At 66.0% G+C, this 11,978-nt stretch carries 12 protein-coding genes; 1 reads left to right on the top strand and 11 read right to left on the bottom strand.

What is annotated here, in order from left to right:
• Positions 1 to 7 precede the first annotated feature (7 nt).
• The 11 genes from CFB39_RS08020 to CFB39_RS07970 all read right to left on the bottom strand — a co-directional run bounded on the left by CFB39_RS08020 (position 8) and on the right by CFB39_RS07970 (position 9,591).
• Positions 8 to 337 carry a DUF3613 domain-containing protein gene (locus tag CFB39_RS08020; protein ID WP_089472668.1) on the bottom strand — a complete coding sequence of 110 codons (330 nt, stop codon included), beginning with the start codon at positions 335 to 337 and terminating at the stop codon, positions 8 to 10.
• 24 nt (positions 338 to 361) lie between these two features.
• Complete coding sequence (locus CFB39_RS08015; RefSeq protein WP_089472667.1) at positions 362 to 1,249, bottom strand: pilus assembly protein; 888 nt, start codon at positions 1,247 to 1,249, stop codon at positions 362 to 364.
• Positions 1,250 to 1,272: 23 nt separating this feature from the next.
• The gene (locus CFB39_RS08010; RefSeq protein WP_089472666.1) at positions 1,273 to 2,283 is read right to left on the bottom strand and encodes a type II secretion system F family protein; all 1,011 of its coding nucleotides are present in this window, start codon (positions 2,281 to 2,283) and stop codon (positions 1,273 to 1,275) included.
• Between the two features lie 4 nt (positions 2,284 to 2,287).
• A complete protein-coding gene (locus CFB39_RS08005) occupies positions 2,288 to 3,283 on the bottom strand; it encodes a type II secretion system F family protein (RefSeq protein WP_175237234.1) in 996 nt (331 codons plus the stop codon).
• Positions 3,276 to 4,643: a CpaF family protein gene (locus CFB39_RS08000; RefSeq protein WP_089472665.1), complete on the bottom strand. Its 1,368-nt coding sequence runs from the start codon at positions 4,641 to 4,643 to the stop codon at positions 3,276 to 3,278. Before CFB39_RS08000 ends, CFB39_RS08005 begins: the two co-directional genes overlap by 8 nt.
• A gap of 3 nt (positions 4,644 to 4,646) precedes the next feature.
• Positions 4,647 to 5,927, bottom strand: coding sequence for a fimbrial protein (locus CFB39_RS07995; RefSeq protein WP_089473244.1), 1,281 nt, complete (start codon positions 5,925 to 5,927; stop codon positions 4,647 to 4,649).
• Positions 5,928 to 5,972: 45 nt separating this feature from the next.
• A complete protein-coding gene (locus CFB39_RS07990; RefSeq protein WP_089472664.1) occupies positions 5,973 to 7,307 on the bottom strand; it encodes a type II and III secretion system protein family protein in 1,335 nt (444 codons plus the stop codon).
• A gap of 66 nt (positions 7,308 to 7,373) precedes the next feature.
• The gene (gene cpaB, locus CFB39_RS07985; RefSeq protein WP_089472663.1) at positions 7,374 to 8,285 is read right to left on the bottom strand and encodes a Flp pilus assembly protein CpaB; all 912 of its coding nucleotides are present in this window, start codon (positions 8,283 to 8,285) and stop codon (positions 7,374 to 7,376) included.
• Between the two features lie 85 nt (positions 8,286 to 8,370).
• Positions 8,371 to 8,841, bottom strand: a complete 471-nt coding sequence (locus CFB39_RS07980) for a TadE/TadG family type IV pilus assembly protein (RefSeq protein WP_089472662.1) — start codon at positions 8,839 to 8,841, stop codon at positions 8,371 to 8,373.
• Positions 8,838 to 9,338: a prepilin peptidase gene (locus tag CFB39_RS07975; protein WP_089472661.1), complete on the bottom strand. Its 501-nt coding sequence runs from the start codon at positions 9,336 to 9,338 to the stop codon at positions 8,838 to 8,840. Before CFB39_RS07975 ends, CFB39_RS07980 begins: the two co-directional genes overlap by 4 nt.
• Before the next feature lie 82 nt (positions 9,339 to 9,420).
• Complete coding sequence (locus tag CFB39_RS07970; protein WP_089472660.1) at positions 9,421 to 9,591, bottom strand: Flp family type IVb pilin; 171 nt, start codon at positions 9,589 to 9,591, stop codon at positions 9,421 to 9,423.
• Between the two features lie 677 nt (positions 9,592 to 10,268).
• Here CFB39_RS07970 and CFB39_RS07960 point away from each other — a divergent pair.
• A complete protein-coding gene (locus tag CFB39_RS07960) occupies positions 10,269 to 11,957 on the top strand; it encodes a collagen-like triple helix repeat-containing protein (protein ID WP_089472659.1) in 1,689 nt (562 codons plus the stop codon).
• The last annotated feature ends 21 nt before the right edge of the window (positions 11,958 to 11,978 follow it).

Below are 11,978 nucleotides of genomic sequence, written 5' to 3'. Positions count from 1 at the left end.
GCTCCGCTCAATACGATTGCGATGAACCCTGCCCGCCGGACGATCCGTTGCCGTTAGCGTTGACCGGCGACCCCATCGATTCCGGAATCTTGTGCTTGAACGATTCGAGATAGCGCTGATAGGACAGCGACGCGGTATCGCCCAGTGCCGGCAACGCCGGCCCGGCCGCACGTCCGTCACGCTGGAATGCCAGCAGTGCGTTCGTTGCATGACCGATTTCCGACGCGTCGGGCGCCGGCTGATCGCTATACGCCGCGGTAGCGGCCCCCATGAGCACGAGAAGCGCGACACCCTGGCACACGCGTGCCACGCGACCGGGATTCTTGTTGTTCGTCATGTCAGTTCTCCCCAATGCCTTTTTTCATTGTGCAAACCGCTGCAGCAGCGGCGCAGTCGGATCGAATCCCTGGATGTTCGCCACCGGGGACGGACGCTTCGCGACATCCGAGCCCGACACGTCGACCACGCTCCCCGAACCGATCGGCGTGGAAACCGACGCCGAAGCCGGCGCCTGGGACGCGCGACGCCACGTGCGTGCCGCCGCGGTGATCCTCGTCGCGTCGTTGCGGATGTCGTTGCGAACGTCCGCCGACAGCTTCTGCTGCGCCATCAGCTTCTGCGCATCGTGGGTGCGGCCGGATGCGAGCAGGTACAGCACCAGGTTGCTGATGATCTTCGGATTGCTCTGATCGAGCTCCGCGGCCTTCATCAATGGAATGCGCGCCCCCTCGACATCGCCGCTGCGCAGCTTCGCGTAGGCGAGGTCCGAAAGCGTCGACGCATCGGTCGGCGCCAGCACGGTGGCCTGCGACAGCGCCTGCGCGGCGCGCGGAAAATCGCCCGCGCCGCCGGCAATCAGCCCGAGACCGCGATAGCCGCGCGCGGCGAGCGTCGTGTTGAGCAGTTGCGTATACACCGCGGCGCTCGCGGCGGGCTGGTCCGTCATGCGCAAGGCATCGGCGCGCAGCAGGATCGTCTGCGGCGATGCGCCGTACTGTTTTTCGTATGCGTCGATATGCGCCAGCGACGCGTAATACAGCCCTTGCGACTGCATCCGCTCGATCAGGCCGAGATACATGCCAGGCGTATCCGGCGCCGCCTGCTTCTGCGCCGCCGCGTCCATCAGCGCCGCGCGCTCGGCCTGCGGACCGACGCCGTACCCGCTTTCCTTGAACGCCGAGCATGCGCCGAGCAGGCCCACCATCGCCAGCACGCCGGCCACTTTCATGATTTCATCGATGCGTCTCATCTTGCTTCCTTGGCTTTCCGGCATCAGGGCTGCGCCTGGCTCAGCGCGCGCAACACCGAGATCATTCCCGGCCCGGCCGTCACGATCAGCAGCGCCGGCAGCAACGTCAGGATCATCACGCCCGTCATCTTCACCGTCAGCTTGCCGATCCGTTCGCGCAGCATCGCGCGGCGCGCCTCGCGCAACCGGTCACCGAACTGCTTGAGCGGCTCCTGTACCGCGCCGCCGTGTTTGTCGACCTGGATCAGCAACCGCACGATCGCACGCAGATCCTCGTTCTCGAAACCGGACGACAGCCGCTGCAGCGATTGCTCGCGCGTCCGGCCGGCAGCGAATTGCCGCTGGGCGATTTCCATTTCCAGCGACAGCACGGGCATCATTCCCTTGAAGTCGTTCGTCAGGACCTGGATGCTCTGATCGAGCGACAATCCGACACCCTGCAGCAAGCGAAGCATGTCGACCAGCAGCGGCAGTTCGTCGATTACCGATTGCCGGCGCTGTGCCGCACGACGTCGCAGGTAGAGCTTCGGCAACATGAAGCCGGTGACGAGCGCGATGCCCCCGCCGGCCCGCCATTGCGCGCCGGTCAGGTGCGAGCCCATCAGCACGAGGAAAAGCAACGGCACGACGATCGCGCAGGCGAGCCGTGCGCTCAGGAACAGCCCGCGGGTACGCGTGTCGGCGTAGCCGCACTGCTCCAGCAACAGCCGATCTTCGTCGGCGACGAGATACCGGCCCAGACGGGTGTCGAGCAGGCGCGTCCCGACCATCGACAGGCGGTCCAGCCATTGCACGACGAACGACGGCCTGGCTCCGGCATCGCGCCCGACCGGATTCGGCCGGGATTCATCGGACTGCTGGGCGGCCCGTGCGCCCGCTGCCTCGAGCGTCGCGGTGCGCCGCTCGAGCGCGCTGGCCAGCGTGCGATCGCTGCGCGTCTGCGCCCCCGCGCGGCGCACCGCGAGCCATGCCAGCAGCACGACGCCGAGTGCGCCGAGAGCCAGTGCGAGCGAACCGAGTTGATTGGCGGTCATGCCGTCACCTGAGTTTGGCCATGTGGTACAACCAGATCCCGCCCGCGAACTGCAGCATGAAGGCGACGAACAACAGCTGACGTCCCGTGTAGTCGTTCCACATCGACTGGAGATAGAGCGGATTCGTCGCGATCACGAAACTGCCGATCGCAATCGGCAACATGACCAGCACCCACGCGGACAACCGCGTCTCCGACGACATCGCCGCCAGCTCCCGCTCGGCCTGCTCGAGGTCGCGCATGAACGTCGACATCCGGTCGAGCATGACATCGGCGCGGCCGCCGTACCGGACCGAGAGCCGCAGCACCGAACCGACCAGTTCGAACTCCTTGGTCTGATAGACGCTCGCGATATGCCCCATCGCACGGTCGATCTCGACCCCCGTGCGCAACATCCGCGATACGTGGTCCAGACACCCGCGCAACGGCGCCTCCGTCGTCAGCAGCGCAGCCTGGAACGCCGCCGGCACGCTGTTGCCGAGCGTGACGAGACGCACGATGCCGTCGAGGAACGACGGCAACTGGCGCACGATCGTCAGGCGCCGCCGCTGAATGCGGGACACGAGCCAGAACACGAGCAGCGACGCGCCGCACACGAGCGCGGCGATGCAAGCGAGCCAGCCGCCCCGGTTACCGGCCAGGAGCCCGACCGCGGCCAATCCCAGTAGCGCGAGAAGCGCCTTGCCGCGGGCATCCTCGATCCCTGCACGACTCGCCAGGTTGGCGAGGTATTCCGTCGCGATCTCGCGCCAGTGTGCCCAGCGCGAAGCCGGCGCGGCGGATTGCGCGCGCGCCGCGCCGGGCGCGGGCGCGACGTTCGGCGCCGGCCGCGCGTCGCGCTGAATCGCACCCGCCGCCCGCGCGGCCGGCTCGATGCGGCTATCGATGAAGCGCTGCACGTCGGCGCGGCCGCGTTTCGCCTCGCCATGCCGCCACAGCATCAACGCGGCGGCCACGCAAAGCAGTGCCATGGCAAGCGCGCCGGCCATCAGGCTATACATTGAAGCCCCCGCCCCCGCGACCGAATCCGCCGCCGAAACCACCACCGCCGCCGCTACCGCCGAAGCCGGCAGCCTGCAGTGACTGGCGGAAGCGTGCGAGCTTCGGCGAATGCGGATGAATGCCGAGCGACTCCCAGTTGTCGACCTCTTCGCCCTCGGGCGTCACGCGCGCCTCGTAGCGATACAGTTCCTGGGTCGCGATGATGTTGTCCGACAGCCCGGTCACTTCGGTGATCGAAAGAATCCGGCGCCGGCCGTTCGACAGCCGGCCGATCTGCACGATGAAGTCGATGGCATTTGCGATCTGCCGGCGCAGGCTCGATTCCGTTCCCTGGAAACCCGCGAAACCGGCCAGCATCTCGAGGCGATACAGACACTCGCGCGGCGAACTCGCGTGGACGGTACCCATCGATCCGTCGTGCCCCGTATTCATCGCCTGCAGCATCTCGAGCACCTCGCCGCCGCGCACTTCGCCGACGATGATGCGATCCGGCCGCATCCGCAGCGTATTGCGCAGCAGGTCGCGGATCGTCACGACGCCGTTGCCGTCGAAGCCGCCCGGGCGGCTTTCGAGACGCACGACATGGGGGTGATTCAGCGAAAGCTCGGCCGTGTCCTCGATCGTCACGACCCGCTCGTGCTCGGGAATGTAAAACGCGAGCGCGTTGAGCAGCGACGTCTTGCCGGAGCTCGTGCCGCCCGACACGAGGATGTTGCAGCGCGCCTCGACCGCCGCTTCCAGCAACGTACCGATTTCCGTATTGAACGTGCCGTTGGCGAGCAGGTCCGCCGGTTTCAGCGGGTCCTTGCGGAATTTCCGGATCGAGACGACCGGCCCGTCGATCGACAGCGGCTCGATCACGACATTGACGCGCCCGCCGTCCGGCAGCCGCGCGTCGACCATCGGATTCGATTCATCGAGACGTCGGCCGATCGGCGCGAGGATGCGGCGCACGATCCGCAGCAGGTGCGCGTTGTCGGTGAAACGGATCGGCAGCTTCGCCAGGATGCCGTGGCGCGACACGTAGATGTCGTTGTAGCCGTTGATCAGGATGTCCTCGACGTGCGGATCGGCGAGCAGGTCCTCGATCGGACCGAATCCGGCGAGCTCTTTCGTCAGCGCCTCCGCAATCGCCCTGACCTCTGTCTCGTTCAGGGGAATGCGCCGCAGACGCACGAAGCTGTCGATTTCCAGATCGACGAACTGGTTGATCGCCTGGCGCGACCAACGGCCGAATTCGGCGCCGAGTTCCTCGATGCGCGTCAGCAGATGCTCGTGCGCGGCATTCTTGATGTCGTGAAACTGCTGCGACTGGGAGAACGGCGCTGCGCCGTCGGCAAATTGGATGTCGTGTGCCATCGCTTACGATCGCCTGGACGAAGGTTGAATGAAACGCTTCAGGGCGGACAAGCCCAATGCGGTGCGCTGGCCCGCGGAAACCGGGCCGGCCAGTCGATCTGCGAGCGGCTCGAGGGCACGCACATACGGATCGCGTTCGGCCGTATCGACGATCAGCCGCCCCTGGTTGGCCGCCTGGCCGATTGCCACGCGACGCGCCGGCAGCGTCGCCAGGTGCGAAATGCCGAGCCGTTCCGCGATCTGGGCCGGCGTCAGGCTCAGCGTCGCGTCGTACTGGTTGACGACGAGACGAATCTTGCCGATGTCGACGCCCGCATCGCGCAGCCCTTCCAGCAGGTCGACCGCCGAGACGATCGAGGCGACGCCCTGGTCGCACACGAGCCACGCCTCGTCGGCCACCGCCGTGATCTGCGCAACGAATTCATGGTTCGTGAATCCGCCGAGATCGATGATCTGCTGATCGAAGAACGCGCGCAGCCGGTTCAACAGCCCCACGCATGCGGCGTACGACACGTCGCGCAGGTCGGCGAGATTGGGCGGCAACGTGGTCAACGCGACGCCGCTCGCGTGGCGCGTCAGCGCGGTATTGACGAACGTCCGGTCGATGCGCCGCAGGTTGCGCACGGCTTCGACGAAATGGAATTCGCAGCGTGTGTTGAGGAACAGCGCACTGTCGCCCGCGGGAAGCCCGAGATCGACCAGCGCCGTCTGCCGCGCGTGAGGCGCTGCGACGCCGAATGCAGGCGTGCCGCCTTCCGGGTCGGCCGAACCCATCCGCTTGTGCAGCCACACGGACAGATTCGAGGCGAGCGTGCTGACGCCCATCCCCGCGCGTGCGCCGAGCAACGCGACGACTTTGCCGTGCCGGTTGGCCGGCTCGGTGCCGGTATGCTCCAGCAACCCGCGGGTGATCCGCAACGCATCCTCTGCACTACCGGACACGTCGATGAAATCGCGTACGCCGGCCCGCAGTGCGGCCAGCGCGCTTTCCGGCTCCGAGAGCGTGCCGAGCGCGACGACCGGCAGGCCCGGATGGGCCAGCCGTACGGCAGCCGCGGCAGCGCTCGCCGCGCTGTGCGCACGGGAAAAATCGATGAAGACGATCGCTGGATTGAGCCCCGTGATGCGCTGGCTCAGCGCGCCCGGTTCGAGCGACAAGGCTTCCACCGTGCCGGCCGACACGAGTGTCTCCCCCAGCCAGCGGGCATGCTCGTCCTGCTGCGAGGCGCACACGAAATAATCGGTCACGGCAGGCTCAGCCAACGATAGGGTTCTCGCGTTCATGTTGAACACCCCCGGTTACATATCGCGCGACATCTCGTCCCGCATTCATTTCGAAAATCCGGGCGCCGCATCGGGTGATGCGATACCGCCAAGATACGACCGCCACACCGGACCATCGCGCTGTTCGGACAGTTCGCCCGGCGTGGTCGGCAACGGCGCGCCCTTCGCGATCGGCGCAACGAGATGCGGCGTCACGATGATCACCAGTTCCTTGTCGTTCTGCTGATAGTTCAGCGACTTGAAGAAGGCGCCGATGATCGGCAGGTCGCCCAGGACCGGCACCTTGTTGATGTTCGACATCGTTTCGCGGTCGATCAGGCCGCCAATCACGAAGCTTTCCCCGTCGCCGAGCTCGACCGTGGTGTCGGCGCGCCGAGTCGTGATCGCCGGCACCGAGACGCTGTTGATCGTGACGCCATGCTGGAAGTCGAGCTGGCTCGATTCGGGCGCCACCTTGAGTGCGATGCGCCGCTGGCTCAGCACGGTCGGCGTCAGGGTCAGGCCGACGCCGTACTGCTTCCAGTCGATCGCCGTCGAGCCGAGCGCCTGCGGCACCGGCACGGGAATTTCGCCGCCGGCGAGAAAGCTGGCGCTTTGCCCGGACAACGCCACGAGGGTCGGCTGCGCGAGCACACGGGCCAGATTGTTCGCCTCGAGAATCGAAATATTGCCGAAGATGCCGCGCCCCGCCGAATTCACCACCAGGTTGAACGCGGACGCGATCGGAATGCCCCCCGTCGCCTGGAATGCCCCCGTCCCCCCGCCGGTCACCGACTGGAGACCGCCCGGCGAAAATGCGCCGAAAGCGAATCCGTTGCTCTGCTTGAAGAAATTCAGCCCCGCTTCCTTCAGCACCGAACGGCTGAATTCGACGACCCGGACGTCGACTTGCACGACGTTCCGATTGCCGACCGTCGACGCATCGATCACCGCCGCATCCTTGCCGCCCATCCGCTTGCCGACGGCAACTGCCCGCTCGTGCGCGTCAAGCGACGCTGCCGCGCCCGACACGACTGCCGCACCGCCATACGCCCTCACGGACGGTCCCGCACCGTCCAGCACGGCCTGTGCGGCTGCATCGACGACATTGACGTTCCACACGGTCGGCTCGTCGCGACCGCGCTCCCACAGCATCACATTCGTCGAACCCGGTGCCTTCGCAACCAGCAGCACATTGCCGGCGCGACTGCCCTTCATGACCAGCACGTCGACGACCGACGGATCGCCCACCGCGATCCGCTGCAGCGTGCGGCCGGTAGCGACCTGTCGCTGCGAGCCGACCGCCAGATCGATCGACCCGTTTGTGCCGGCAGCCCCGGACAACACGGCGAAGGTCATGGCCCAGATGGCAATCGCGTATGCAATCAGTTTTTTTGTCATTGTGTCGGAGACCGTCATACGGCCTTCTCCCTTCCGTTACTGCTGTCGATGACCGTGTTTAGGTTGTCAATAAGCGACCGTTTCGGTTCGCCCACCCCGAATCACTTCAATGCTGCTCCCGCCTTCGCGCGCGACGATCGGTGCGCGCGGCGCACGCGCCGGCGCCTGCACGCGGGGCGCATTGCGTGCCCGCCCGCCTGAAAGTTCATCGAGCCACACGCCGGCGGCCGCCTGCCCGGAAGGCGTCAGGTCACCGGCCGTGCGGATCGCGACCGTCTGCGTCGCGACTTCGTCATCGCGCGGATTGCGCAGTGCCAGCGTCAGCCGGCCGCTCGATTCCGCGAGCGTCAGCGCATCGACCTGTGCCGTCGGCACGGCGAGCACGGCGGTCCGTACCGCGCCGCCCGGGCCGCCGCTGCCGTCACGATCGGGCGTCGCGTCGCCGAACGACAGGATCCGCAGCTTCGACATCAGCAATCGCGCCTGTGAATTGGGAATTTCCGAGCCGGTTTGCGCCATCCCCGAGTTGTCGCGCCGCAAATTCAGGAACACGTCGACAAAGTTGCCGGGGCGCAACCGGTTTCCGACCGCATTCGTCTCGTCGACCTTGATGGCCACCGCCCGTTCGCCGGGCGCCACCTGGTTCGCCAGCCCCGACGTCAAGCCGCCCTCGACGACCGGCGCGGCGGCAAGAATGTCGTTCGCCGGAATACGCCCGACGGGCAGCGACGGATCGCTGAAGCCGCCGGTCGGCATCATGGGTGCCGAAGCCAGCTTCAGGGCATCGGCCGGAATCGGTTGACCGGCCGGCAGCAGGCGCGTCGCCACGACCACCGGCACCGTCTGCACCATCGCGACGGCGGGCGCCGCGGCCGGCGGATGGGCCGGCGCGCGGCCGAGCATCCACGCATAGATCCCGAGCAGCACGGCGAGCGCAATCAGCAGCCCGGCGATGATCTTCGTCAAGTTGTTGCCCATGGTGAATGTCGAGTGCCGTAAATGTTGTTATGTCGATATGCGAACGCCGCTTGCACCTGTTACCGCGCGCTGCCCGGCGTCCGTTTCATAAAATGGTTGCCGGGTTGATCTGGACGGTTGCCGTGCCGGTCAACTGCGTCGGCGTAACGAGTCCCAGCAGGGGCAGCGACGGAACCAGCGGGCTGGTCTTGTACGGGTACGTCACCGTGACCGTCACGCAATACATGGTTGCGTCGTAACTGCATGCCCCCGACACCGGCGTCGGAACCTGAACGTTGGCCAGCCACGTCGTGAGCCCGACCGCCGTCGACTGTGCCGCCTTCGCCCGGTCCGTCAGCGCCTGCGCCCCCGACCCGTTGGACTCGTAGACATAATTCAGCGCCGTACGCGCCCCTTCGGTCGCCGCGAGCGTCAAGCCCTGCTGAACGGCGAAGATCAGCCCGTACGTCACGATCGCGTACATGATCAGGAAGAACAGCGGAAACACCAGCGCGAACTCGACCGCCGTCGCCCCGTGCTGACGCCGCCACGACCGCGGCTGGCACTGTCGCTTCATTGCACTCCCCCGGTAACGACGAGATAGGCCAGCCATATCGCTGCAGGCGCGACGAGACAGGCCGCGTACGGCGTCGCCCGTCGCGCACCAAGTGCGAATGTCGGCGAACCGCGCGACCACAGCGCGCCCAGCGGCGTATGGGACAGCGTCATCAGCGCGAGGACATGTATACCGGCCACCAGGCTGGCGACAACCCACAGCCACGGCAGTATCGACAAACCGCACCACGCGCCGAGAACCGCGAACACCTTCACGTCCGCCGCGCCCATCACGCGAAATGCAAAAAGCGGGAAAAAGCTCACGAATCCGACGAGCATGCCGACCAATGCCTGCTCGACTGAAATACCGAACGGATTTGCATTGGCCAATGCACTGGCAAGCGCCGCCAGGAGTCCGACGACGACAAGCGCATTTCGAACAAGCCGAAATCGAATATCACCGGCGGCAACGAGCGTCGCCCAGGCAAAAAAAATGCTGGTGCTGAGAAGATGTGCCATATCGCAATCGACCGACCATGTCGACGTAAGGGCGAGCGGGCCGCGAAAACGGACCGCTCGCCACCCATCGAACTACCGAGGATCAGCCGGTCGGCAACGTATTGGCAATCGTGGTGAACAGCGCCGAGATCTTGGTACCGATAGTGGTGACGCTACCGATGATCAAGGCCGCAATCAGACCCGCAATCAGACCATACTCGATCGCGGTAACCCCGTCTTCTTCCCGAAGGAAGCGAATCATCATTGCTTTCATTTTATTCCTCGTGCCTGTATTTACGTTCTTTGGCCTTTTATACGTATACGTCCCCGCATATCTGGCCCTTGCCCCGCGCTGTTCGCCACATCTGCTGTAACGACAACCGGGTGCGCTTTCTTTATAGATTGCCCCGAGGGGCATGGCTCAACATTTGATGCAAGTTAACATTCGCGATAGTGACCCTCCTCGAACGTTGTGTACCGAACCGTACATTTCCTTACATCTGCTCCGGATTCTATCTCCGATCCTATTTAACTTCCAACCTCTTTTAACGGCTTGGATAGAAAAAAATGACCAGGAGCACAACGTATTTGTACGGCGTTTCGGTACGACTTACACATAGGATTTACGATAGGTTAGATGTGCACACCTAATCCACCAGTAAAACAATTGCCTCGTCCACCAAGCCTGCGCGGCCCCCACGTTACGCCGCACGCGTAACGCCAATGTTGTGACGTTACGTTACGAAACGCGCGAAACCGTTCTCATTCGTCTGTCCTTAAACAGATTCAACAATCTTTCAATTTCCATAACCTCCTTTTCCGACAAGGAATTGCCCCGTTTAAAACCTGTTGTCGAACCGTCGAGCATCGAAATGGCACGACAGTTGCAGAGTAGTCCGCGCACCACTCAACACAACGAAGTTCACAACACATTTTTAATGCGAGGACGAAATGGACATTAAGGTTATCCCTCATGGCGTGTTCCGGACGACTCTGATCGCGGCCACCGTTTCAGCCATGCTTTCCCTCTCCGCGTGCGGCGGTTCCGGCTCCATCAGCCAGGGTCTCGGCGGCGGCTCGAGCTCGGGCGGCGGCGATACGATCTCCACCTCCGGCACGAGCGGTACTTCGGGCACGAGCGGCACCAGCGGTACCTCGGGCACCAGCGGTACGTCCGGTACGAGCGGTACGTCCGGCACCAGCGGCACCTCGGGCACGAGCGGCACCTCCGGCACCTCCGGCACCTCCGGCACCAGCGGTACGTCGGGCACGAGCGGCACCTCGGGGGTGTCGTCAAACGCAGTGGGAACTGTCCTCGCAAGCAGCAGCAACATCCTCACGAGTGCCGGCGGGACCGTCTCCGGCCTCGGCTCCGTCATCGCCAACCAGTCGCTGCCGGGTGTCAACCCGGCGACCACGCAAGCCGCGGGCGGCATCGTGCAGAGCGTTGGCGGCGCCGTGACCGCACTCGGCAACGGCCTTGGCAACGGTCTCGGCCAGCTTGGCGCGACGAAGGATCCGCTCGGCACCACGCTCGCCAGCACGGGCGGCGTGGTCAACCAGCTCGGCGGCGCGGTCACGCAGACGGGCAACCTGGTCTCGAGCCTCGGCAGCGGTCCGCTGACGCCGCTCGCACCGGTCACGGGCGCCGTCGGCGGCCTCGTGTCGACGCTCGGCGGCGCCGTATCGAACGGCGGCACCACCCTCACCAACGCACTGTCGACCGGCCCGATCCAGCAAGTCACGCAGACGGTCAGCTCGGCCATCACGCCGATCACGACGATGGTCGGCCAGACGACCCAGACGATCGGCACCGCGACCGGCCTCGGCGCGCCCGTCAACACGCTGCTCGGCACGGTCGGCAACGGCCTGAACCAGGCCGGCGCCCTGCTCGCGTCGGCGGGCGGCAACCCTGTCACGACCGGCCTTGGCAACACGGTCTCGTCGACGGGCAACACCGTGAAGGCCGTCGGCGGCCTGCTCACGGGCGGCAGCGGCGGCGTGACCAACCCGCTCGCCCCGGTTACCGGCCTCGTCTCCACGGTCACGGGTGCACTTGGCGGCGCAGCAGGCGGCGGCAGCGGCCCGCTCGCTCCGGTCACCGGCCTTGTCTCCACGGTCACGGGCGCACTCGGCGGCGCAGCAGGCGGCAGCGGCGGCCCGCTCGCCCCGGTCACCGGCCTCGTCTCCACGGTCACGGGCGCACTCGGCGGCGCAGCAGGCGGCAGCGGCGGCCCGCTCGCCCCGGTCACCGGCCTCGTCTCGACGGTCACGGGCGCACTCGGCGGCGCCACGGGCGGCACGAGCGGTGGCCCGCTCGCCCCGGTCACCGGCCTCGTCTCGACGGTCACGGGCGCACTCGGCGGCGCCACGGGCGGCACGAGCGGTGGCCCGCTCGCCCCGGTCACGGGTCTCCTCGGCGCGGTCACGGGCGCACTCGGCGGCGCGACGGGCGGTGCAGGCGGCAGCAGCCCGCTTGCTCCGGTGACGAACGTCGTGTCCACGGTGACCAGCACGGTCGGCGCACCGGCATTGACCGGCGGTACGGGCGCCGTCACGAACTCGGGTTCGTCGTCGAATCCGCTCGCGCCCGTCACGTCGCTGATCGGCGGCCTGCTCGGCGGCACGCACGGCAAGTAAACCAAGATCCATCAATCGACA

This window comes from Burkholderia sp. AU6039 (assembly GCF_002223365.1).
Taxonomy (GTDB): Bacteria; Pseudomonadota; Gammaproteobacteria; order Burkholderiales; family Burkholderiaceae; genus Burkholderia.
The sequence above is the reverse complement of the archived record's forward strand: the minus strand, read 5'-3'. Positions and strand labels throughout refer to the sequence as shown.

Excerpts from the sequence above, each read along its gene's own strand:
- CFB39_RS08020 (WP_089472668.1), bottom strand. The coding sequence starts at position 337 with ATGACGAACAACAAGAATCCCGGTCGCGTGGCACGCGTGTGCCAGGGT.
- CFB39_RS08015 (WP_089472667.1), bottom strand. The coding sequence starts at position 1,249 with ATGAGACGCATCGATGAAATCATGAAAGTGGCCGGCGTGCTGGCGATG.
- CFB39_RS08010 (WP_089472666.1), bottom strand. The coding sequence starts at position 2,283 with ATGACCGCCAATCAACTCGGTTCGCTCGCACTGGCTCTCGGCGCACTC.
- CFB39_RS08005 (WP_175237234.1), bottom strand. The coding sequence starts at position 3,283 with ATGTATAGCCTGATGGCCGGCGCGCTTGCCATGGCACTGCTTTGCGTG.
- CFB39_RS08000 (WP_089472665.1), bottom strand. The coding sequence starts at position 4,643 with ATGGCACACGACATCCAATTTGCCGACGGCGCAGCGCCGTTCTCCCAG.
- CFB39_RS07995 (WP_089473244.1), bottom strand. The coding sequence starts at position 5,927 with ATGAACGCGAGAACCCTATCGTTGGCTGAGCCTGCCGTGACCGATTAT.
- CFB39_RS07990 (WP_089472664.1), bottom strand. The coding sequence starts at position 7,307 with ATGACAAAAAAACTGATTGCATACGCGATTGCCATCTGGGCCATGACC.
- cpaB (WP_089472663.1), bottom strand. The coding sequence starts at position 8,285 with ATGGGCAACAACTTGACGAAGATCATCGCCGGGCTGCTGATTGCGCTC.
- CFB39_RS07980 (WP_089472662.1), bottom strand. The coding sequence starts at position 8,841 with ATGAAGCGACAGTGCCAGCCGCGGTCGTGGCGGCGTCAGCACGGGGCG.
- CFB39_RS07975 (WP_089472661.1), bottom strand. The coding sequence starts at position 9,338 with ATGGCACATCTTCTCAGCACCAGCATTTTTTTTGCCTGGGCGACGCTC.
- CFB39_RS07970 (WP_089472660.1), bottom strand. The coding sequence starts at position 9,591 with ATGAAAGCAATGATGATTCGCTTCCTTCGGGAAGAAGACGGGGTTACC.
- CFB39_RS07960 (WP_089472659.1), top strand. The coding sequence starts at position 10,269 with ATGGACATTAAGGTTATCCCTCATGGCGTGTTCCGGACGACTCTGATC.